This is a genomic window from Pseudomonas sp. GW822-FHT06D10 (genome assembly GCF_058799535.1).
Genome location: NZ_JBXALN010000001.1, coordinates 147,615 through 170,477, shown reverse-complemented (window position 1 = coordinate 170,477; position 22,863 = coordinate 147,615). Strand labels below are relative to the sequence as shown.

Below are 22,863 nucleotides of genomic sequence, written 5' to 3'. Positions count from 1 at the left end.
GAGGCCGCCTTCGCGGGCAAGCCCGCTCCTACAGAACGTCTCGATTGGTGGGGCTGTATTCAATCAGGCCGAGGGACACGCCGCTGCAGTGCTCACAAAAACGCAACACCAGGCTGCGTCCTTTGTGATGGTTGGGCTAGGGTGGAAGCGATACAGTCGGGCCATCAGCAACCCGACTGACGCCCGACACAAGGATGCGTTCGATGACTGATTTGCACGATCTATCCACCTCACAACTGCTGGCGCAATTCGCCAGCCGCCAGCTCTCACCCCTGGACTATCACGAGCATCTGCTGGCCCATATCGGGCGCTGGGAGCCGCATATCCGGGCGCTCTACGCCTTCGATCCGGAGCAGGTGCGCCTGCAGGCCCGGGCCGCCACCGAGCGCTGGAACAAGGGCGCGCCCAACGGCCCGCTGGACGGGATTCCAGTGACGATCAAGGAACTGATCGCCACCCAAGGCACGCCGATTCCGCTGGGCAGCGCGGCCACCACGCTGAAGCCGGCGTTGCAGGATGCACCGCCCGCAGCGCGGATGCGTGAGGCTGGGGCGATCATCCTGGCCAAGACCACGGTGCCGGATTTCGGCATGTTGTCCTCTGGGTTGTCGAGCTTCCACGGCATTACCCGCAACCCCTGGAACACCGCCTGCAATACCGGCGGCTCCAGTTCCGGTGCCGCGGCCGCAGCGGCCGCCGGTTATGGACCGCTGCACATCGGCACCGACATCGGCGGCTCGGTGCGCCTGCCGGCCGCCTGGTGCGCTCTGGTGGGGTTCAAGCCGACCCTGGGGCGGATTCCCATCGACCCGTATTACACCGGACGCTGCGCCGGGCCCATGACCCGCAGCGTCGATGACGCGGTGCTGATGATGCGCTACCTGGCCAGACCCGATGCCCGGGACGCCACCAGCCTGCCGCCCTTGACCGGCGAGTGGAGCGATGCGCCGGTGTCGGTCAACGGCTTGAAGATCGGCCTGATGCTGGAACCCGGCGCGGGGCTGCAACCGGAAGGTTTTGTCTGCGCCGCAGTGGAACAGGCTGCGCGGCTGTTCGAGAGCCACGGCGCCCAGGTCCGTACCCTGGCGCCGATCATGGACCGCGCGCAACTGGACGGCCTGGACCGCTTCTGGCGTGCTCGACAATGGACGGAACTCTCGGCCCTGGGCGCCGAGCAGTTTGCCAAGGTGCTGCCCTATATCCGCGACTGGGCGGCGCCGGGGGCCGACCTGTCCGGGGTCGAGGCGGTGCAGGGCTTCAACCAGACCTTCGAGATGCGCCGGCGTGCCGCCCAGGTGTTCAGCGAGTTCGACCTGGTGTTGTCACCCACCAACCAGATCAACCATTTTCCCGCCCAGTGGCCGTCACCGAGCAATGATCCGCAGCAGCCGTTCGAGCACATCGTCTTCACCCTGCCCTGGAACATGGGCGAACAACCGGCGCTGTCGATCAACTGCGGTTTCGCCGCCGATGGCATGCCCATCGGCCTGCAGATGATCGCCCCGCGCTTTGCCGATCAATGGCTGCTGCAAGTGGCCAAGACTTATGAGAGCTGGCGCGGAGCGATCCACAGCTGGCCGAACCCGCCGTCCCACTGACACACCGAAACTGCCACCTTCACCCCAGCCCCGGGCCTTGCCGCCCGGGGCCTGGGCAACCTATGAATAAAAATTCGAGGGGCCAGTATGCACAGCCAAGCGTCCAATCCATCCGCCACACCCGAGCCCGAAACGCCCAACGCGGCGGGAGGCAAGCGCAGCGTATTCGCGGTGATCCTCGGCAACGCCGTGGAGTTCTTCGATTTCGGGGTCTACGCCACCTTTGCGGTGATGATCGGCCACACCTTCTTTCCCTCCGACAGCGCCTTTGTCAGCCTGATGTTGTCGGTCACCGCCTTCGGAGTGGGTTTTATCGTGCGGCCCCTGGGGGCGGTGCTGATCGGCGCCTACGCCGACCGCGTCGGACGCAAGCCGGCGATGCTCCTGACCCTGGTGATGATGGCCGTGGGCACCGGCAGCATCGCCATCCTGCCCAGCTACGAAAGCATCGGCATCGCCGCACCGATCCTGCTGGTGCTCACTCGGCTGATCCAGGGCCTGGCCTGGGGTGGCGAGGCCGGCCCCGCCACCACCTACATCCTCGAAGCCGCGCCAGCCCACAAGCGCGGCACCTACGCCTGCTGGCAGGTGGTGGCCCAGGGCGTGGCCGCCATGGCCGCCGGCACCGTGGGCTACACCCTGACCCAGGTGCTGTCCCCCGAGGACCTCAACACCTGGGGCTGGCGCGTGCCCTTCGTGTTCGGCCTCTTGGTACTGCCAATCGGCATCTACATCCGCCGCAACCTGGCGGAAACCTTCCATGGCCAGGGCGAAGAAGCCAGCACCGGCAGCCTGGTGCGCCAGGTGTTCGGCGAGCATCGCCGGGCACTGGTGCTGGGGCTGCTGATTCTGTCGGGCAGCACCATCACCCAGTACTTCATCAACTACATGACCACCTTCGCCCTCACAGAACTGAAACTGCCCACCAGCATCTCCATGCTCTCGACCCTGGTGGCCGGCGCGGCCATGGCGGTGTGCGCGATTGCCGGCGGCATGCTCTGCGACCGTTTCGGCCGCCGCACCATCCTCATGGCGCCGCGGGTGGTGCTGTTGCTGGTGCTGTTCCCGGCGTTGCAATTGATGACCGAGCACCCCAGCCCGACGACCTTCCTGCTGACCCTGGCGGTGCTCTCCGGGCTGCACGGCATGAGCGGCGCGGCGCTGATCGTGCTGCTGGTGGAGAGTTTCCCCAAGGCGGTGCGCTCCACCGGTTTCTCCATCGTCTACGCCTTTGGCGTGGCGGCTTTCGGCGGTACGGCGCAGATCATCATCACCTGGCTGATCGGCACCACCGGCAACCCGATGTCGCCAGTGGGCTACCTGCTGGTGGCCAACCTGGTGTGCCTGACCGCCGCCTGGTTCGCCAAGGAAACCCGCCCACAAACACCCGGACGCAGCACCCCCGGCCAACGGCTCGCAGAAGCCCGCGCCCGCTGAGCATTCGCCTCACTGCCCAAAACCCTTTTCCGGCACCGCGTCTTTCTCTACCCTGCCGGCCGCGCATGACCGCGGTCGGGCGGTGGTTCGACGCCTTTGATTTGTGGGGAAGCGACATGAAACAGCTCGTACTTTGCCTCCTGGCCATCAGCGCCAGCAGCCCCCTGCTGGCCCAGGACAACCCGCGCCCAAGCCAGCAGGCCCAGGCCCCGGGCTTTATCGAAGGCAGCAGCCTGGACCTCAACCTGCGCCATTACTACTCCAACCAGCACACCCAACGCGACACCTACCTGACGATCAAGAAACCCGATGGCAACCAGCGCACCCGGGTGCGGGAAACCTGGGTACAGACCGGCATGCTCAAGTACAGCTCCGGCTATACCCAGGGGCTGATCGGCATTGGGGTAGACGCCGGCCTGTTCAGCGCAGTGAACCTGGAGCGCGGCCACGGCCGGGTGGCCAATGGCGGCGACCGGGTGCTGGTGGACAGCGACGGCGACGCCCTGCCCACCTGGAGCCGCCTGGGCATCGGCGATGTGCGCTTGCGCCTGTCCAACACCGAGCTCAAGGCCGGGCGCCTGATGACCGACAACCCGGTGCTGCGCTACAAGGACAACCGCGCCCTGCCCTCCAGCTTCCAGGGCGTGGGCCTGTACAGCAACGAAACCGACTGGCTGTCGCTGCAGGCCGGCAGCTTCGACCGGGCCATCCCGCGCACCGGCACCGGCAGCGAACGCCTGACCACCACCTTCGGCAACCGCGCCTACAGCGGCGAGCGCATCAGCTACCTGGGGGCGACGGTCAAGCCCGGCCTGGGCCTGGAAGGCAGCCTTTATGCCTCGCGCTTCGAGAACATGTGGGACCAGTACTACCTGGGCCTGACCCACCGCGCCGGAGACAAAAGCCGGCTGGCGCTGAAGACCGCGTTCAACTACTACCACACCCGGGACCAGGGCCAGCAGCGCCTGGGCTACATCGACAACGACGCCTTCAGTCTGGCGCTGACCGGCAGCCATCAGGCCCACAGCCTGACCCTGGCCTGGCAGCAAGTGTTCGGCAACGAGTACTTCGACTACGTCTGGGAATCCACCGGCAACTACATGGCCAACTCCCTGTACTCGGACTACAACGGCCCCAATGAAAAGTCCTGGCAGTTGCGCTACGACCTGGATCTTGCCGCCTACGGCGTGCCGGGGCTGAGCGCCAGCCTGTGGCACGCCAAGGGCTGGGGCATCGACGGCACCCAGTACAACGGTGATCGCGATGGCCGCAACCGCGGCTACAACGTGCGCGGCCTGGACGGCGCCAAGCACAACGAAAACGGCCTGATGCTGGCGTATGTGGTGCAGTCCGGGCGGCTCAAGGATGCGGTGCTGCGCACCATCGTCTACAACCACCGCGCCAGCGGTGGGCAGATCGATGGCAGCTACGACGAATTCCGCCTGGTGGGGAATTTCCCGTTCAACCTGTTCTGACCCCATCACCCTCCCCCGTAGGAGCCGGCTTGCCGGCGAAGAGGTCCGTAAGCCGTGCAGCGCTCTTGGAAACGCTTTCGCGGGCAAGCCCACTCCTACGCCAGGCTATGGCGTTGCATCGCCCGGACAAGCATTTCCTGGCACCTGAGGGTCGCCACCGACAAGGGCCGGTTGCGCACCACGCACAGGTCCACCCGGATCCGCTCCAGGTATTGGTCGTCGATCGGCACGGCCACCAGCCCATCCCCCAGGTCCCGGGCCTCGGCATCCACCTGGGGCAGGATCAGCACTGCCGCACGTTGGCGGGCCAGGCTTTTCTGCACCTCCAGGGAGCTGGTGGTGAATACCGGAAGGATGTTCACTCCGCGCTTTTTTGCCGCGCCCTCCAGGGCCTGGCGCACGCCGTAGGCCGAGTCGGGAATCGCCAGGGGCTGGCCCTCCAGATCCTGCAGGCGAATGCTCGGGCACTGGGCAAACGGGTGCTCGGCGCTGACCAGCACCCGGTGCCACAGTTGGCAGTGGGCGGTCACCTCCACTTCGGCCCGTTCCGGCAGGTAGAACGCCAGGCCCAGGTCGGCCTCGCCACTGCACAGGGCATCCAGAGTGGCGCCGGCACTGGCGATGACGATGTTGAAGGTGACTTTCGGATGGGCCCGGTTGAACGCCGCCAGCACCGGCGCCAGCACGCTGGAAACGATACTTTCCGACACATGGATGCTGACGTTACCCGCTACCTGGCTCTGCCGGCTGGCGATCACATCGCGCACCTGGTCGAAGCCGCGCAAGGTGGAGGTGACCTGCTCGGCCAGGCATTCACCTTCCACGGTCAGGCGAATGCCCCGGGGCCCGCGCTCGATCAGCGCGGTGCCGAAGAAGTGCTCCAGTTGCTCGATCTGCCGGCTGACTGCGGTGGGGGTCACGTACAGGCGCTCCGCCGCCTGACGCAGGGAGGCGCACCGGGCCACCTCGTGGAAGTAACGCAACGCTCGTAATTGCATGGCCGCGGGCCCCATCGTTGAACTGAGCCATGAGGCAGGCAATTACTGCGCCAGCCGCAGCGCTCCGGAACCGTTCAACACGCGGTTTTCACACAAAAGATTGATCTGAACGATGCCCCTGCCTACCCTGCCAGGGCGCCGATGCCTCATTCGGCAAGAACCCTCCCCGCCCCCCCTTGCCGTCTGCTTCCAAGGATTTCCATGAGCACTCTGCCCCGCACCGCACCACTTGCCGCAACCCTCACCGCCCTGGCGCTGCTTGGCGCCTGCTCCAGCGTGACCCGGGAGATCAACCCGGAGCCCACCATCACTTCCGCCGGCATCCTGGCCTTTCGCGATATCTGCCTGAAGTCCGCGCCGTCCTTCGCCGGCGCCGAGACCGCCGCGCGCAACCATGGCATCAGTGACCTGACCGATGCCGGCTTCGCCAAGATGGGCATGAACGAGGACCAAAGCCTGGGTGTGCAGATACAGGCCAACAAGGAATGCGCGATCACCACCCCGACCCAGAACGACAGCTCGCTGACCCAGCAATTTCTCAGCGTGGCCGGCAAGTTCTCCAGTACCCCGGTGGCCCAGAGCGTACCGAGCAAGATCACCCTCAACGGGCAGACCTTCATCCTCATGCACGACCGTCGTGGCGGTGAAGCTTATGTGATGCTCAAGACGCAATGACCGCACTGCATCCTAGCTCTGGCTGAGCTGTCGCTGCGGCGGCCGGCTCAACGTCAGGACCCGGACCAGGGCGGCCGCATTCATCGGTTTGTGAAACAGAAAGCCCTGGGCCGCATCGACACCCAGGCGCTGCAGGTGCGCACGTTGCTTTTCGGTCTCGATGCCTTCGGCCACCAGCTCCAGGTTCAGCGCACCGGCCATCCCCACGATGGCCTCGATGATCCGGGTTTCCTTGGGCCCCGTAGCGTTGGCGACAAATCCGGAGTCCAGCTTGAGCTGGCCAAAGGGAATGTCCGCCAGGCGCATGATCGAGGAATGCCCGGTGCCAAAATCATCCAGGGACAGACGCACGCCACTGTGCACCAGCACACTGATGTTCTCGATGCACTGCATGCTCAGGACCAGAGCCTGGCGCTCGGTGATCTCCAGGGTCACCTGGCGCGTGGGCACCTGCGCCTCGTCGATCTGTTGCAACACCTGCAGGGCGAATTGCGGATCGCTCAGCTGGCTGGCCTCAATGTTGTAGGAGAACATCAGGGCATCGCCGCTGGCGTGGCCCTGCAACTGCCGCTGCAGCGCCAGGCCCTGCTGCAACAGGCAATCGAACAACTGGCGATGGCCCTGCGGGCTGTCGAACAGATCGAGAAAGAACTGCGGCCCCAGCACCCCCTTGTGAGGATGCTGCCAACGGGCCAGGACTTCGATGCCGGTGATGCGCCGGGTCTTGATACAGACCTGGGGCTGGAAGTACGGGACGATCTGCTGCTGTTCCAGCGCCATGGAGACATCCAGCTGCGCCACCCAGTCATTACTGGCGGGTCGCGGCCGGCCTGCCGCCTGGGTAGTGCCGCGGGAGTGACTGCGCACCGTGCGCTTGACGGTCAGCGCCTTGAGCAGCAAGGCGCTGATCTGCACCGTATCCAGATCGCTGTAACTGCCGACGCAGTACTTGCCGGAACGCATGCGAAAGTTCGCCAGCCCCCAACGGATCGGCGCTTGCAGTGCCTCGCATTCCATCATCGAGAAAAACCCGTAGTGCTCGCAGAGCCTGCGCAGGTAGGGGATGGCGTTCAGGGAGTGCAGTGAGTCGCAGATCACCAGGTCCAGTTCATCCAGGGCGGGCGGGAACTGAACCCCGTCGCAGTCATCGCTGATCACTTGTACTCGAGCAAAACCGCAAGACGCGAAAATTCTTGAAAAATGTCGAACTCGAAAAGCGTTCGAACACAACAACAGTACGCTCAGCGTCGACATCACCGCGGCTCCGGATAAAAAACCATGCTAGCCAAATTGAACTCAACTGAGTTCAAGACACTTCGCCAATGGCAGTAGGAAATTTCTGATACCTAGCATTTTCTCAAGAAATTCCGGGACCAGAGCTGGTCGGCCGAGGCCCGGCTTCTCCTGGACAGCGCCCCGTTTACCAGGAGTGCATGGCGACTACGGAGCACTGGCAATGGCCGCAATCTCCCTGCGCAACCATTGCAGGCCTGGCGCCTGTTGCTGCTGGCGATGCCAGATCAGGCTGACCTGCACCGGCGCCGCCAGCAGCGGCAGGCTGGCAATGCGGATCGGCAGCAAGGCGCAGAAATGCTCCGCCAGGTAGCGTGGCACGGTGCCCAGCAGGTCGGACTGGGCAACGATCAGCGGAATGCTCAGGTAGTTGGGCACGAACACCTGCACCTGGCGCTGGACCTTGGCCGAGCCGAGAACGATTTCCAGGGGCGAGCCGCGCCCACCCCGATCGGGAATCGCCACGTGCTGGCAAGCCTGGTAGGCCTCCAGGCTCAGTTCCGGGGCAAAGGCCGGATGGTCGCGACGGCCGATCACCACCAGTTGCTCCTCCAGCAGCGGCTGGTAGCACAGGTCCGGGCTGTCGAAATACAGGTAGTCCACTGCCAGGTCGAGCATCCCGGCACCGAGCCAGGCGGCGCTGGCGTCGGCGCTGTCGCTGCGCACCGCCAGCCGGACCCCGGGCGCTACCTGCTGCAGGCGTCGGGAAAGGGCCGGCAGCAGGCGCGCCTGGGCGTAATCGTTCATCGACAAGGTGAACAGTTGCTGGGCCGCCGCCGGCTCGAACGCCGCAGCAGGATCGAGGCCCTGCTGCAACAGGTGCAGGGCCTGGCGCACGGCCACATGCAGGCTCAGGGCCCGGGAGGTGGGTTGCATGCCGCGGGCGGTGCGAATGAACAGCGGCTCGTCCAGGTGCCGGCGCAGGCGCGCCAGGGCATTGCTCACCGCCGGTTGGCTGAGGTTCAGGCGTACCGCGGCCCGGGACAGGTTCTGCTCCTGCATCAAGGCGTCGAACACCCGCAACAGGTTGAGGTCCAGGCGCTGCACATTGAGCTTCATGAATAATGCCCATCGAAATTATCCAGGGGCTGGATAATTCGCGGCGCCAGCCCCGGCTGTCAATAACGGCAGCCGGAGCAAGGGGTCAGTCAGCAACCCCTGGACCAGCATTGCTCTCGGGCAGGAAAAGGCGCGCCGCCAGCCAGCAGGTCAGGCAGGCAGCCACGAATAGCACCAGCATCTCCACCTGGTAGTCGGCGAACTGTGCCTTCTTCACGCCATGGACCACCAGGGCGATGAAGATCAGCGCCCATAGGCTGGCCACGCTTGCGCCCACCAGGGCCAGCACCGCACAGGCGCGCGGGCTGTGGTAGACCTTCATCAGCGTCACCCCCAGGGCGAAGACCAGGAACGGCAGCAGAAACGCCACCTGGGCCACCAGCGGTGCAAGCACCGGCATCAGCAGCAACTCGCCCCCCCGCACCTCCCCCAGCAATCGCGGGTTGCTGGCCAGGTGGGCCAGCAGCGTGACGAACTTGAAGGCGCCGAACACCAGCCCCAACACCAGCGGGCAGAAGAAAAACGCCATGAACACCCGGCGGCGCGGGTAAGCCGCCGCACTCATGGCGCACAGCCCTGGCTCTTGGAGTAGCCCAGCAATTTGCAGCCAAACTCCACCCGGGACTTGTAATCCAGAATATCCACGCCGCCATCCATTCCTTTTCGATCACCGATCATTATCTCGGGCATGATCGACGTATCGGTCACCAGCCCGGAAAGCCAGGTGAATGCACTCCGGTCGCCCATGTACTGCTCATGAATCGGCTGCAGGATAGTCTGTTCGCCTTTCAATTGCTTGATGTCCCAGGCGACCGGATCGCTGGTGGCCTTGTTGTAGAGGTTCTTGAAGTTCTCGAAGCCACCGGTGATCAGCGCATCCCCGGCTGCCTTGCGCCAGTCATAGACCGGCGCCATCAGCCGGCCGACACCAAAGGTTATGTACGAGAGGTTATCGTCGGCTCCCAGGCCGGTCCAACCGGCCCTGGACACCTCTTCCGCCCCACCGAACCACTTGGCACCAATCCCCATGTTCTGCTCGTAGACATGGCTGGCACCAAAGAAATTGGCCCGGTTGTCGATGGTGTTCAAGTAGGTCACCAGGCGCCCGGCAGCCCCTTCGGTGTTGTAGAGATAGTCGAAGGTGTTCTTCGAGGAACGGGTCACATCCTTGTTCATGATGTTCCAGGCATCCTTCATGGCCACGTACTTGATCGAGGCATTGACCGCCGCGCGGCAACTGTCGCTGGTCGGCGCCTTGTCGCAGAGGCTGCGCATTTCCGAGTCCAGCCACTCGCTGAGTTTCTCGGCCTTGGCCACCGCAGCCTTCTTCTGCTCATCGGTAGAGCAGGTACGTCCCGACAGGCAGTTGCCCACCTCATCGAAGGCCTGGTGCGTCAGGTAGTTGTACTGAGTGCCATTGGCCGCCACCGCCGAGGCGATGCTCATGTCACCACCGGACGCCGACGCGCCGAGTACACCGACAATCTGCGACAGCGCCATCAGGTTGGCCTGGGCCTGGATGTACTCCGGCGAACCGGGGATCAGGTTGTCCGGCAGCAGCTTGTCCCCCAGCACCCCCACCAGCAACTCGTTGGCACCACCGGCGATGGCGCCGGTGCGAAAATCACCGCCCATGGCTTCAGACAGCAGGCCGCCGAGCCCGGCATGCAGGGCGATTTTCGCCAGGCCGCCCTCGGTCAGGCCCAGGTCGCCGATCTTGCCGGCACCATAGGCCCCGCCAATGCTCGCCGCGGTGCCGGCAGCGGCGCTGGCCAGGTTGTCCTTGAAGCTGCCGCCATAGACTGCGGTCTTGATCAGGGCATCGGCCGTGACCTTGACCGCCACGGTCTGCAGGCTCTTGGCATCCAGGCCCATGGCGCTCGGGTTGTAGTTCAACCCCTGGGCCACTCCGGCGGTGGCTGCGGCCACTGTGTAGCCCTTGATGCTCTCCTTGGAGGTCACGTCCTTGAGGACCTTGCCCAGGTTGCCGCGGTTGTCGATGGTGCTGACCGTGGCCTTGGTGGCCACACTGACCGACACTGCCTGGAGCATGGTGTTCATCCCGGCCATCATCGGCCCCATCACCGCCGACAAGGCGATGGCGATGATCAACTGCGCCGCCGGGCCCAGGCCCGAGTTGTTGTACTTGAAGGACTCGTGGATCTCCTTGACCTGGCGCCAGTCCACATCGCCACGGGCCTCGGCCTGTTTCAGCCAGGCCAGTTGCGGGTCGGCCTGGACCATGGCATCGATCGCCTGGCTGACGCTCTTCTGGTCAATGTGCTTGATGTCGATCTTCAAGCCTTCCACGGCCTTGATGGTCAGGCTGCCGCCCGCCACCAGGCTGCTCTGGCGCAGGGTTTCATCGGTGTTGCCGCGGCCTTTGGAGGAGTTCCAGAAGGCGTTGTTGTTGCTCTTGGTATGGCTTTCGTCGTGCAGGTCCTTGACCCCTTCGAAGGTGATCGCGCCGCCACTGTCCAGGGTCAGGTCCTTGGCGCTTTCCAGCTTGGCCACCTGGTACTTCTGGTCGCCGCCGCTCTTGAGGGTCAGGTCGCCACCAGTCGTGATCTCGCTGCCGATGTTGGTGACCTGGGTCACCTCGTCACGGCGGGTCTTCTTGGTGCCCCAGCTGCCTTTCTTCTTCATGTCGTACAGCGAGTAGTCGCTGTCCTGGGCCGCCAGCAGTTCCAGGTTGTCACCGGCCACCAGGTAGGCTTCGTTGCCGGCGCTGATACGGCTGGAGATCAGGCTCAGGTCCTTGCCGGCACTGAGGACCACATCGGCGCCGGCGGTCAGCGAGGTGCCGACCTGGCTGACATGGTCTTCCTGGCGGGTGACCTTCTTGGTCTTGGAGTAGCTGTGCTGTTCATCCGCCGCCGAGGCCAGGGTCAGGTCACCCGCCGCGTCCATGGCAATGTTGCGCTTGGCCTCGATCTGGCTGGCGACCGCCGTCAGGTCGCGTCCGGCGCTGACCGCCAGATCCCTTCCGACGCTGACGCTTGAACCGTGCTGGGTGATGCTTTCGTTGAGGTAGCGGTCGCGGGTGAGCTTGTCGTGCTCCTGGGCCGATACCAGGTTGACGTCGCGCGCAGCGATCAGGGTCGTGTCGCCGCCACTGCTCAGCACCCCGCCGATGTTATTGATATCGCGACCGGCACCGACATTCAGGTCGTTGCGGGCCTCGATCCGCCCGGCGTTGTCGGCGTAGTCCAGGCGCTGGGTGGTGGAGCCCGGGTTGCTCTGGAAGGTGGTGATGCTGCGCTCGTTGATCACGTCCCCGGCCAGGGCGCGGACCGTCACGTCACGCCCGGCGATAATACCGCCGGACTGGTTGACCACGTTGTCCCCGGCCAGCAGGTTCAGGCGATTGCCCGCCTCGATCAGGCCACCGTTGATCAGGTCAGTCCCCGCCGTGGCACTGAGGTTCTCACTGGCACGCAAGGTCCCGGAGTTGACCAGGTCCTTGCCGGCGATCAGGGTCACGTCGCGGCCCTGGACCAGCGCGCCATTGGGCGCCAGACGGTTGTTGGCGTTGGCCAGGTACAGCACTGGCACCAGCACCTTCTCGCCGTTCACCTCCTGCTCTTCGAGCCAGACGATGTCGTGGGTCAGGGCCGCCACCTGCTGGGAGGTCAGGGTCACGCCCACTGCCAGGTTGAGCGAGTCCTTGCTGGCGATGGCGTTGTTCATCAGGTACTTGAACATGCCCTCATCGCTGTTCTGGCCATCGAGGAAACGCTGGCCGGTACGGGCCGTGACCGCTTGCTGGATCAGGCGCTGCTCGTAAAAACCATCACCCAGGCGCTTGGCGCTCTGGTCCGGGTCGTAGCCCAGTTTCGACAGCAGATAGTCCGAACCCATGAACTGCTTGAGGTCGGTGAGCAGCGGGTTGGTCTCGATCAGGTACTTGTGCGGATTGCTGCGCACACTGCTGTCCGGCAGGCCCTGGACGCGGTTGACGCTCTGGTTGCCAGCACTGCCCGTGGGCAGCAGCACGCCCCCCGGCGAATCCCCGGCCACGGCGTTCACCTGCACCGTCGCTGCGCGGCCATCGATGCCCGTGGCCTGGTGATCAACCAGGTTCAGGTCGCGAGCGCCCAGGGCCACTTGCGGCAGCGGCCGGTTGCTCAGTTCCCGGGGCTGGACCGGCTCCGGACCGGCCTGGCGAGTGCTCAGTTCCAGGCTGGCGCCGCCCATGCTCCAGCTCTGCGCCGGGGCCGAGGGCTGCGCTGCGCCGCCCTGGCCGCTCAGGCGGAACAGGCCGTTCTGCCCGGATGGCAGGCTGAAGTTGGGCAGGCTCAGGGGGTTGACCTGCTGCTGCGCCAGGTCCGGCGGTAGCTGGGAGTGGAGCACTACCATCAGCGGCTTGCTGGAGGCGCCCACCGCCGTGTCGCGGGTGCTACCGCCCACGGCGATGGCATTCTTGACCACGCTGATATTGCTGATGTCGTTGGCTGCCGTGAGCCGGGCCTTGCCACCGGCCTGGATGATGGCCGGCGCCGCCGAAGAGCTCAGGGTCGAGGTCTCTACCGGCCGGTCGATGCCATAGAAGATCCCCGGGTTGAACTTGGCCACCAGGGCGGCGAAGTCCTCCTGGTTGAAGGCACTGCCCTGCGGGTGCGCCCGGTCATAGGCCTGCACGTCACGGGCCAGCTGGAAGAACAGCCCGCGATTGATCTTGACCCCGGCGCCGACTTCATAGCCGGAAGAACCGGACGCCACCAGGGAGGCCTGGTTGGTGATGGTGCCGCTGGTGATGCTCAGGTCATTGCCTGCCGACACGGTGCTGTAGCGGTTGAGGAAGCTGGTGCTGTTGACCGTCAGGTTGCCCCCCGCGTTCAGGGTCGACTGCGGCGAGTCGCTGGTCACCACGCCTTCCACCGTCCGGTAGATAAACACCGGCCCCCGGACCCAACTGGCGCCACCGCCGCAGTGCTGGACGCAGCGGATGGTCATGCGGCCATCGGTGATCTGCTGGCTGGCTTCGTATTTTTCCCGGTCGTTGACCAGATCCAGTGCAGCGATATTGATATCGCCGCCACTCTGGATGTTGCCGGAGATGTTTCTCAGGTTTTGGGCCGAGGTGCCTGCCGCCATGCCGGCCACGGTCAGGCCGCCCAGGCTGTAGAACTCGCCATAGCTGTTGGTCAGGGTATTGACGTTGAAGCCGGCGTTCTGGCCGCTGAATACGAAACCGTGGTCGTTGACCAGGGTCGGGGTGACCAGGTTCAGGCCCTGGGCGCCGCCCAGGGTGCCGGTGTTGAGCACGCCGCCGGCATTCACCGAGAGTCCGGCGTTGGAGGTCAGGCGCCCGGCGTTGTTCAGTTGCCCGGCGACCGTGACCTGGGTACCGCCGCCACCGGCGATGCTGCCCGCGGCGCCAAGGTTGAGCTGGGCCGCGCCAAAGCCAAGGGTGCCCAGGCTGGATACCCGGCCATTACCGGAATAGGTGCCGCCGATCTGCAGGTCCAGGCTGCCATCGCTGGCCAGCAGCCCGTCGTTGTTCCAATTGCCGCCCCGGGCCTGCAAGTGCTGGCTGGCCAGCAACTGGCCAGCGGCGGTCTGGCTGAAGTGGTTGACGTCGAGGTTCAGGCGCCCGGCCTGGATCACGCTACTGTTGGTCCAGCTGTCGGCGGTCAGCGTCAGCCCGCCCCGGGTGACCAGGCTGCCGCCGGCATTGATCACGTTGCCGGTGGCGATATCGAAGTTGCCTTCGCCCAGGTGCAGCAGGCTGCCACCCTGATTGAGGAAACCCGACGCCGCCAGGGTCAGGTCGGTGTTGGCGGATTCCAGCAGGCCGTTGCGGTTGTCGAACAGCCCGCCGATCTGCAGGTCGGTCTTGCCGCCAGGGGCCAGGGCCCGCAGTTTGCCGCCCTGGTTGTCCAGGCTGGCGCCGCGCAGCGCCAGGCTCTCGCGGCTTTCAATCAGGCCGCCCTGGTTGACCAGGGAACCGTTGAAATCCAGGTCGATGTGCTGGCCGTTGATCTGCCCGGTGCTGTTGTCGAGCTGATTGCCGCTGGCCTTGACCCGCCCGCTGGCATACAGCCCGCCCTGGCTGTTATCCACCCCGGCGCTGCCGGCATTGAGCAGCAAGTCGCCACCCTTGGCCGCCATGCGTCCGGCGCCGTTGTCGAAACCGGCCAGGGCTTGCAGATCCAGGCGCTGGGCCTCGGCCTGGCCGCCTTGGTTGTTCAGCACCCCCGACATTCGGGCCTGGAACAGCCCCTTGAGGCTGGACAGCACACCCGCGCGGTTATCCAGGCTGGCGCCTTGAATGTCCAGGTCACCATCCTCGGCAATCAGCTTGCCGCCCTGGTTATCGATGCCCCCGGTCACTGCCAGGGTCTGGGCCTTGGCGCTCTGGATCGCGCCCTTGGCATTGTTCAGGCTGCCGGCGCTCAGGCTCAGGCCGGCGTCGCGGCTGTAGATCAGGCCGTCATTCTGGTTGCGCACCTCACCACTGACGTTGACCTGCAGCGCACCGTTGGCGGCCAGGGTGCCGCGGTTACTGTTGTCCAGGCTGTTGCTGAACAGAGTCATCAGGTTCTGGCTGACCAACTGCCCGTCCTGGTTGTCGATGCGGCTGGAACGCTTGAGCAGCAACGGGCCGCTGGCGGCCAGCTTGCCCTGGGTGTTGACCAGGGCACCCAGAAGATCGAGGGTCACCGCGCCTTCACCGCGCAGGTTGCCACCCTGGTTGTTCAGGCTATTGCCGGTGAAGTTCAGGCCGCCCACGGCGCTGAGTCGGCCGCCCTGGTTGTCCAGGTCGCCGGCGCCGATGTCGAGGCTGGCGCTGCTTTCAATCAGCCCGCCCCGGGCGTTGTTCAAACCTCCACTGCCAAGGATCAGTTGCTGCTCGCCCTTGCTGGTGACGATGCCCTTGTCGCTGTTGTCCAGGCTCGCGGCCTTGAGGGTCAGCTGACCCTGGCTGGCCAGCCCGCCTTGCGCACTGTTGAGCAAGGCGCCGCTGAGGTCGATATTCAGATCCCCCAGCAGGCTCGACAAGGTACCTTGCTGGCGGTTGTCCAGGCTGCCGCCGCTGACCTTGAGCCCCTGCCAGCCGGATATCAGGCCCTGCTGGTTGCCCAGGTTCACGGCCTCGACCCCAAGCTGCTGGTGGCTGATCAGCTTGCCGCCACTGTTGTCCAGGCTGCGCCCGGCCAGGTTGAAGCCCTGGGTGCTGGAGATTTCCCCGGCCTGGTTCTGCAGGTCCCGCAGCCCGGCAATGCTCAGCACGCCCTGGGTGTTGATCAGGCCCTGGCGGTTGTCCAGGTCCGAGCCTTGGGCCCCCAGGTCGATGCCCACACGGGTGCCGCCGAGCAGGCGCCCACCCTGGTTGTCCAGGCCGTTGGCGCTGATCTGCAGCGGCCCGGCGGCCTGGATCAGGCCCTGGTTGCGCAAAGGGCCAGTGACCCGCAGGTCCAGTTCGCTGTCGCTGAGCAGCGAGCCGCTGTGGTCCAGGCTAGCGGCATCGATCTGCAACGCGGCGGCGGCGATCTTGCCCTTGAGCGCGGTCAGCGCGCCCTCGATGCGCAAGGTCAGGGCCTGGTTGCTGAGCAACTGCCCGGCGCTGTTGTCCAGGCTGCGGGCGGCCAGTTCGAAAGCCTGCTGGCTGGAGATTTCCCCCTGACGGTTATCCACCGCGCCGAGGTTGCTCAGCAGTAGCACACCTGGGGCATTGATCAGGCCGCCCTGGTTGTTCAGGGTGCCATGGTTCAGGTCCAGGCTCAGGCGGCTCTTGCTGAACAGCTTGCCGCCCTGCTGCTGCAACCCGGTGACCGAGGCCGTCAGGGCCTTGGCGCTGCCGATGCTGCCCTGCTCGTTGTTGACCTGGGCAGCGTTCAGGCTCAGTTCATCACCGCTGTTGAGGTTGCCGCCCTGGCTGTTGTCCAGCGCTCCGGTAGTGAGTGACAGCCGGCCCTTGGCGCTGATGATGCCCTGCTGCTGGTTGTCCAGCCGGGCACTGGCCAGGGTCAGGCCCGCGTCGCTCAACAACTTGCCGCCCTGGTTGCTCAGGGCCTGCCCGGCGCTGACCTGCAAGGCACCACCACTGGACAGGCTGCCCCGGTCGTTGTTCAGGTTGCGGGCCTGGATCGCCAGGCGGCCTTCGCTGCTGATCCGGCCTTTGCGGTTGTCGAGGTCTTCACCCAGCTCCAGGTCCAGGCGCTGGGCCCCCACCAGTTGCCCGCCCCGGTTGTCCAGGCCGATGCCGCTGAGGCTCAGGCCCTGGTCCGCGGAAATCAGGCCCAGGTTCTGGTTGAGCACCCGGGCCACCTTCAGGGTCAGGTCACCACTGGCCAGCAGGCGGCCCTGGTCGCTGTTGTCCAGGCGCTCGCCGCTCAGGTCGATCTGCCGGCTCGACACTTCACCGCCGCGGTTATCCAGTTGCCCGACCTGCAGGTCCAGGGCGCGGGTGGCGCCCACCAGCCCCTCCTGGCGGTTGTCCAGGCTGGCGGCCTTGAGGGTCATCTGCCCTTCGGCCAGCAGTATTGCGCCCTGGTTGTCGGCGTGCCCGCTGACCTGCAGTTGGCTGTCGCCACGGCTGTGCAACTGGCCGTCGCGGTTGTCCAGACTGGCGCTGCGGCTGTCGATGGCTGCAGCCGAGATCAGCCCCTTGACGTTGGCCAGGGCCTGCTCGATGCGCAGGGTCAGGGCCTGATTGCTCAGGAGCTTGCCGGCACCGTTGTCCAGTTCCCGGGCGTTGAGGCTGAAGGCCTTGGCCCCGGAGATTTCACCGCTGCGGTTGTCCACCCGGTCGAGGTTGCGCAACAACAGCTGCCCCGGGGTGTGCAGGTTGCCGCCCTGGTTGTCCAGCAGGCCATGGTTCAGGTCCAAGGTCAGGTCGGCGTTGCTGAACAGCTCGCCGCCCTGCTGCTGCAGACCAGTGATGCTGGCATTGAGGGCCTGGTCGCTGCCGATCCGGCCCTGGTTGTTGGTCAGTTGGGCAGTGGTCAGGGTCAACTGCCCGGCACTGGTCAGGCTGCCGCCCTGGCTGTTGTCGAAAGCGCCGGTGCCCAGGCGGGCATCGGCCTTGGCGCTGATCACGCCCTTGTCGCTGTTGTTCAGGCTGGTGCTGTCCAGGGTCAGCCCCTGCTCGGCGACGATCGAGCCGCCCTGGTTGAGCAGCGCCCCGCGGCTGTCGAGGCTCAGGGCCCGGGCACCGGTCAGGCGTCCGCCGCGGTTGTCCAGGCTGCCAACCTTGAGGGTCAGCAGGTCTTCGCCGCTGATCAGGCCGCGCTGGTTGTCCAGGGCTGCGCTCAGGGTCAGCAGCAACGGCTTCTGGCTCACCAGCTGGCCGCCGCTGTTGTCCAGGCTGTCGCCACTCAGGGTCAGCCCTTGCTTGCTGAACAACAGCCCCTGGTTCTGGTTGATGACCCGGGCCACCTGGAGCAGCAGGCGCTGGTCCGCCAGGACCTTGCCGCCATCACTGTTGTTCAGCCCCTGGCCGTTGACCTGCACTTCCCCCTGGCCCGACAGTGCACCACCACGGTTATCCACCTCGACGACGTCCAGGGTCAGGGCCTTGAGGGAGGCCACCAGGCCCTGGTCCCGGTTATCCAGGGACTGGCCCTGCAGATGCAGAGCGCCTTCGGCCACCAGCTCGCCGCCATGCTGGGCAAGGCTGTCCACCTGGGCATGGAGTTCGCCTTTGCTGGCGATGCGGCCAGCGTGGTTGAGCACCTCGCCGCTGTTCAGCGTCAGGGTTGAAGTGGCGCTGAGCAGGCCACCGCTGTTGTCCAGGCGGTTGCCTTCGACGGTGACGGCGGTCCGGCTTTCCAGGCGGCCCTTGTCGCGGTTATCCACGTCACGACTGTGCAGGCCCAGGGCCTGATCGGCACGTATCACCCCACCGCGGTTGTCCGCACTCTCGCCGCGCACCACCAGGGTGTCGCTGCCGGAAATCCTGCCCTTGCGGTTGTCCAGTTGCCCGGCCTGTACTTCCATGGCCTGGTTAGCCTGAATCAAGCCCCTGTCCTGGTTGTCGAGACGCCCGGCGACCTGGACCTCCAGGCGCTTCTCGCTGCGCAGGTTACCGGCCTTGCTGTTGTCCAGGGATGCGGCCTGCACCTTCAGCAAGCGCTCCGCCCCCAGGGCACCGCCACGGTTGTCGATGGCCCCGCTGGCGTTGATATCCAGGGTTTCACCGGCCATCACCAGCCCGGCGACGTTGTCCAGCGCCGCCAGTTGCAGGCGAACCCGGCTCAGGCTGCTGAGCTCACCGTGGCGATTGCCCAGGTGGCCGATCTCGGCCTTGAGTTGGCCGTCGCTGGTGATCAGGGCGTTGTGGTTCAGCACCTGGGTGGCCTGCAGCACCAGGCTGTCGCTGCTCAGGACCCGGCCCTGGTTCTGGTTGTCCAGAGTGCCGGCGCTGACCTTCACCTGATGCTGGCCACTAAGGGTGCCGCCCCGGTTGTCCAGGGTCTGGGCCGTGTTCAGGGTCAGGTCGCGGCTGGCGACAATGCTCTTGCCGCGGTTGTCGAGATCCCGGGCGTTGAGGCTGATATCGCCGTTGGCGTTGCGAGAGTTATCGGCATTGACCCCGGCTTCGATGATGCCCTGGTTGCTCAGTTGGCCACCGCTGTCCAGCTGGATGCTGTCGCGGGCGGCGAGGGTTTTCTGGCTGCTCAGGTCGCCCCGGGTCTGTACCTTGAGTTCGCTGCCGGCGTAGACCGCGCCCTGGGCCTCCAGGCTGCCGGCCTTGATCGCCACCGCGCCCTTCTCGGCAGTGGCGTCCGCCATGCGCAACTGGCCGTTGGCATCCAGTTGGATATCACCGCCACTGGCGATCAGCTTGCCGTCGAGCTTCACCCCCACCCCGGCCTCGGTGCCCACCAGCTTGATCGCTCCGGCATACATGCCGCCCAGGGCTGATGAGTCGATGGCCAGTTGCGGTGCATCCGCCGGGTTGGCGGTGCGGGCCGTGGCGTTCAAGGTCTTGGCGTCGACGTCGTTGGCCCCGGCGATCACCGCCAGGTGCCGGGCCTGGATCTCGGCGTTGATCTTGGCGCTGCGGGTGATGATTTCGAACTGGTCGATATTGCTCGCGTTGAGGCCCGCACCCTCGATGGCGACGCTGCCCTGGTCCACCTGGTAACGCTGGACCTGGCCGTTCTCGATCACCGGCTTGCCGGTGGTCAGGGTGGCCTTGGGGGTGTTGATGAAGCCGCAGCCGTTGCAGCTCACGCCATAGGGGTTGGCGACAATGACATGGGCCGACTGCCCGGCCACTTCGGTGTAGCCCTTGAGCTGGCTGGGGCTGCCGCCGTTGACCTCGTTGAGGATCACATTGGCCGCGCGGCCACCCAGGTTGGAGTTGCCGAGAATGATCCCGCCCAGTTGGGTTTCCTGGGTGCGGCCGGTGGCGTTGTTGAGGATCACGCCCTGCTGGCCGACGTTGTAGTCGCTGAACTTGTTGTGCGACAGGCCGCTGCCATTGGGCGTGGCAATGTTGACGATGGGCACGCCATTGCCGGCCTGTCCCAGTGTTGTGCCGCTGCCGTTGACCACGATGCCGTCGGCCATCGCCACCAGCGGCTGCCAGAACATCATGTTGGCCAGGACGAACGCCAGGCTGCGCTTGGACAAGCCGCAGAACGAATCACGGGATTGCAGGACAGCAGAGGGTTGCTGGGCCAGGAAGGTGAAGTGGCGAACGTCCATGTCAGTCTCTTAGCAATGCAGGAGCACAAGCCCCTGGAGCCTTCATCCTGAAGGCCCATGGCGAGGAAAAATTGATTTCGGCAAGCAGGGTCGAACTGGCAGCCCCTCGATGCCTGACAGGCAAAACGGAACCAGAAAGGAGCAGAGTGCGAGCAGAAATGATATCAATTCAATATCAAAATATTAAATAGCCACTATTCTGGCGTCAATCTTTCATTCGCCTCGCTGTCGTTTCCTAGAGCTTTATCCGGGCATTTTCAGCCTGATGAATAATCCTCATTCCCACTATCCATTGGCTGGATAATTACCCGCCGGCTACGCTGCAGCCCATAAAAACAACAACGGGAATCGGGCCGTGCGAGAAACCACCCAGCACTTTCGTCAGCAATACCGAGCGGCGGTCAGTCCGCGCTACAACCCCTGGCTGCATGGCGGCTTTGTCCTGGCCTATGGCCTGCTGTGCATCGGCCTGCTATGCAGCACCCTGAGCCAGGTGCAGCCCCTGGAATGGCTGGCGGTGCCGGTGGCGCTGCTGTTCTTCAACCTGTGCATCTACGTGGTGCACCGCTGGCTGGGGCATCACAAGCAGCGCTTCGCGCGGATGTTCTATGCCCGCCATACCGGCGACCACCACAGCTTCTTCGCCCCCGGGCTGATGGCCTATGAAGGCTACCGGGACTGGCGGGTGATTCTGTTTCCGGCCTGGCTGATCGTGGTGCACAGCCTGCTCTTCGCCCTGCCCCTGTGGGCGCTGCTGCGCCTGTGGAATGGCAACGTGGCGGCGCTGTTCGCCAGTTGCACCCTGCTCGGCTACCTGGCCTACGAGGTGTTCCATGCCTGCGAGCACCTGCCCGCCAATCACCCCCTGGCGCGCCTGCCCTGGGTGCGGCAGATGCGCCGCCTGCACGAACTGCATCACCGCCGCGAGCTGATGCAGGAGCGCAACTTCAATATTGTCCTGCCGCTGATGGACTGGCTGTTCGGTACCCTGCACTGGCAACCGCAAGAGCCGCCAGCCGTCAGTTCCTCCCCTGACGAGGCCACGCCCATGACCCGCATGCAGCACCAGGTCGACATCCCCCGCAGCGCCGCCAGCACCCTGGCCTATGCCGCCAGCTCGCGGCTCTGGCCACAGTGGCACCCCTCCTCGCTCAAGGTCGAGGGCGACGAAGGCCCGCTGTTCGCCGGGCAAGGCTTCGAGGAAGACATCCATGCCGGCGGGCGCAGCGGCCACCTGAGCTGGACGGTCGAGGAGTACCTGCCTGGGCACCGCTGGCGTGCCAGTGCCCGGGGCGATCACGGCCTGCACCTGCAGGTGACCTACGAATGCCAGCCCCTGGGGGCGCAGCACACACGCTTCGTGCGGACCCTGGAGTACGGCTTTGACGACCTGCTGATGCGCCTGGGCAATCAGCTGTTATTCAAGCGACGGATAGAACGGGAATCCGCCGCCTCATTGCTGGCATTGTGCGAGATGGCCCAGCAAGCTATCCCGCTGCCCGCCACCGAGGCCCCCGGCCGCCCGTCCTGAGGCCGCCCCCGACAGGAGTCATTGCATGAATCAGATTGCCCCCCGCCGCTTCAGCGGCCTGCGGATTGTCCTGCTGGTGCTGCTGGCCGTCCTGGCCTTCCTGCTGCTGATGCCGACCAGGGTCCAGCCGGTGGCCTGGAACCCGGCGCCGGCGCCGTCCCTGAGCCAGGGGCCGTTTGCCGAGAACCAGAAGCTCAAGGCCGTGCAGCCGGTGGGCGCCCGGGACATCGACGGCCCCGAAGCCCTGCTGCTGGAACACGAACAACTGCTCAGCGGCCTGCATGACGGCCGGGTGATCCAGAGCAGCCTCGACGGCAGTGCGCTCAAGGTGCTGGTCAATACCGGCGGCCGGCCCCTGGGCCTGGCCCGGCACCCGGACGGGCGCCTGATCATCGCCGATGCCATCAAGGGCCTGCTGGCCCTGGACAGCGAGGGCCAGTTGCAGACCCTGAGCACCGAGGCCAACGGCCTGAAGTTCGGCTTTACCGATGATGTGGCGGTAGATGCCGCAGGGCGCTACGCCTACTTCAGCGACGCCACCAGCCGCTGGGGCTATGGCCATGACGGCGAAGCGGTGATCGAGCACGGCGCCGATGGCCGCCTGCTGCGCTACGACTTCCAGAGCGGCACCACCGAGGTGCTGCTGGACCGCCTGGAGTTCGCCAACGGCATTGCCCTGGGGCCGGACGAGGCCTATGTGCTGGTCAATGAAACCGGCGCCTACCGCATCAGCCGCTACTGGCTCAAGGGTGACAAGGCCGGCAGCCACGACCTGTTCATCGACAACCTGCCGGGGCTGCCGGACAACCTGAGCTTCAATGGCGCCGGGCGTTTCTGGGTGGCCCTGTACGCACCGCGCAACCCGTTGCTCGACGCCACCGCGCCCTACCCCTTCGTGCGCAAGATGCTGGTGCGGGCAATGACGGTATTGCCCAAGCCGGTGGAGAAGCGCGGCTTCGTGCTGGGCCTGGATACCCAGGGCCGGGTGATCGCCAACCTGCAGGATGGCAGCAGCGGCAACTACTCGCCGATCACCACGGTGCGCGAATATGGCGATGCCTTGTACCTGGGGTCGCTGACGGCCAGGCACATGGCCCGGTTGTCGTTGAAGGAGGCGCTGGCGCCTTGAGGGTGGG

Annotated in this window: 11 protein-coding genes; 6 read left to right on the top strand and 5 right to left on the bottom strand. The window is 65.4% G+C overall.

Annotated elements, in window-relative coordinates:
• Positions 1–203: 203 nt before the first annotated feature.
• The 3 genes from AC1RL5_RS00845 (at position 204) to AC1RL5_RS00835 (ending at position 4,510) form a co-directional block, all read left to right on the top strand.
• The gene (locus AC1RL5_RS00845) at positions 204–1,598 is read left to right on the top strand and encodes an amidase (RefSeq protein ID WP_492589039.1); all 1,395 of its coding nucleotides are present in this window, start codon (positions 204–206) and stop codon (positions 1,596–1,598) included.
• A gap of 87 nt (positions 1,599–1,685) precedes the next feature.
• On the top strand, positions 1,686–3,035 hold the full coding sequence (locus tag AC1RL5_RS00840) for a citrate-proton symporter (RefSeq protein WP_072449931.1): 1,350 nt from the start codon (positions 1,686–1,688) through the stop codon (positions 3,033–3,035).
• 116 nt (positions 3,036–3,151) lie between these two features.
• Positions 3,152–4,510, top strand: coding sequence for an OprD family outer membrane porin (locus AC1RL5_RS00835; protein WP_093404010.1), 1,359 nt, complete (start codon positions 3,152–3,154; stop codon positions 4,508–4,510).
• 95 nt (positions 4,511–4,605) lie between these two features.
• Here the strand turns inward: AC1RL5_RS00835 and AC1RL5_RS00830 are convergent, their stop codons facing one another.
• On the bottom strand, positions 4,606–5,508 hold the full coding sequence (locus AC1RL5_RS00830) for a LysR family transcriptional regulator (RefSeq protein ID WP_015636103.1): 903 nt from the start codon (positions 5,506–5,508) through the stop codon (positions 4,606–4,608).
• A gap of 201 nt (positions 5,509–5,709) precedes the next feature.
• Here AC1RL5_RS00830 and AC1RL5_RS00825 point away from each other — a divergent pair, with 201 nt between their 5' ends.
• A complete protein-coding gene (locus tag AC1RL5_RS00825; RefSeq protein WP_015636104.1) occupies positions 5,710–6,183 on the top strand; it encodes a hypothetical protein in 474 nt (157 codons plus the stop codon).
• Positions 6,184–6,195: 12 nt separating this feature from the next.
• Here AC1RL5_RS00825 and AC1RL5_RS00820 read toward each other — a convergent pair whose 3' ends face one another.
• The 4 genes from AC1RL5_RS00820 to AC1RL5_RS00805 all read right to left on the bottom strand — a co-directional run bounded on the left by AC1RL5_RS00820 (position 6,196) and on the right by AC1RL5_RS00805 (position 20,196).
• Positions 6,196–7,341 (bottom strand): EAL domain-containing protein, encoded by a 1,146-nt coding sequence (locus AC1RL5_RS00820; RefSeq protein WP_492589040.1) that lies wholly within the window; start codon positions 7,339–7,341, stop codon positions 6,196–6,198.
• A gap of 282 nt (positions 7,342–7,623) precedes the next feature.
• Complete coding sequence (gene bsrA, locus AC1RL5_RS00815; RefSeq protein ID WP_103408252.1) at positions 7,624–8,535, bottom strand: LysR family transcriptional regulator BsrA; 912 nt, start codon at positions 8,533–8,535, stop codon at positions 7,624–7,626.
• A gap of 85 nt (positions 8,536–8,620) precedes the next feature.
• A complete protein-coding gene (locus tag AC1RL5_RS00810; protein WP_227454146.1) occupies positions 8,621–9,100 on the bottom strand; it encodes a hypothetical protein in 480 nt (159 codons plus the stop codon).
• The gene (locus AC1RL5_RS00805) at positions 9,097–20,196 is read right to left on the bottom strand and encodes a two-partner secretion domain-containing protein (protein ID WP_492589041.1); all 11,100 of its coding nucleotides are present in this window, start codon (positions 20,194–20,196) and stop codon (positions 9,097–9,099) included. The genes AC1RL5_RS00810 and AC1RL5_RS00805 overlap by 4 nt, the downstream gene beginning before the upstream one ends.
• Positions 20,197–20,551: 355 nt before the next feature.
• Between AC1RL5_RS00805 and AC1RL5_RS00800 the strand changes: the two genes are divergently transcribed.
• Positions 20,552–21,727 carry an SRPBCC family protein gene (locus AC1RL5_RS00800; RefSeq protein ID WP_072449926.1) on the top strand — a complete coding sequence of 392 codons (1,176 nt, stop codon included), beginning with the start codon at positions 20,552–20,554 and terminating at the stop codon, positions 21,725–21,727.
• Between the two features lie 25 nt (positions 21,728–21,752).
• Positions 21,753–22,856, top strand: a complete 1,104-nt coding sequence (locus AC1RL5_RS00795; protein WP_072449925.1) for an SMP-30/gluconolactonase/LRE family protein — start codon at positions 21,753–21,755, stop codon at positions 22,854–22,856.
• Positions 22,857–22,863 lie beyond the last annotated feature (7 nt).

Excerpts from the sequence above, each read along its gene's own strand:
- AC1RL5_RS00845 (WP_492589039.1), top strand. The coding sequence starts at position 204 with ATGACTGATTTGCACGATCTATCCACCTCACAACTGCTGGCGCAATTC.
- AC1RL5_RS00840 (WP_072449931.1), top strand. The coding sequence starts at position 1,686 with ATGCACAGCCAAGCGTCCAATCCATCCGCCACACCCGAGCCCGAAACG.
- AC1RL5_RS00835 (WP_093404010.1), top strand. The coding sequence starts at position 3,152 with ATGAAACAGCTCGTACTTTGCCTCCTGGCCATCAGCGCCAGCAGCCCC.
- AC1RL5_RS00830 (WP_015636103.1), bottom strand. The coding sequence starts at position 5,508 with ATGCAATTACGAGCGTTGCGTTACTTCCACGAGGTGGCCCGGTGCGCC.
- AC1RL5_RS00825 (WP_015636104.1), top strand. The coding sequence starts at position 5,710 with ATGAGCACTCTGCCCCGCACCGCACCACTTGCCGCAACCCTCACCGCC.
- bsrA (WP_103408252.1), bottom strand. The coding sequence starts at position 8,535 with ATGAAGCTCAATGTGCAGCGCCTGGACCTCAACCTGTTGCGGGTGTTC.
- AC1RL5_RS00810 (WP_227454146.1), bottom strand. The coding sequence starts at position 9,100 with ATGAGTGCGGCGGCTTACCCGCGCCGCCGGGTGTTCATGGCGTTTTTC.
- AC1RL5_RS00805 (WP_492589041.1), bottom strand. The coding sequence starts at position 20,196 with ATGGACGTTCGCCACTTCACCTTCCTGGCCCAGCAACCCTCTGCTGTC.
- AC1RL5_RS00795 (WP_072449925.1), top strand. The coding sequence starts at position 21,753 with ATGAATCAGATTGCCCCCCGCCGCTTCAGCGGCCTGCGGATTGTCCTG.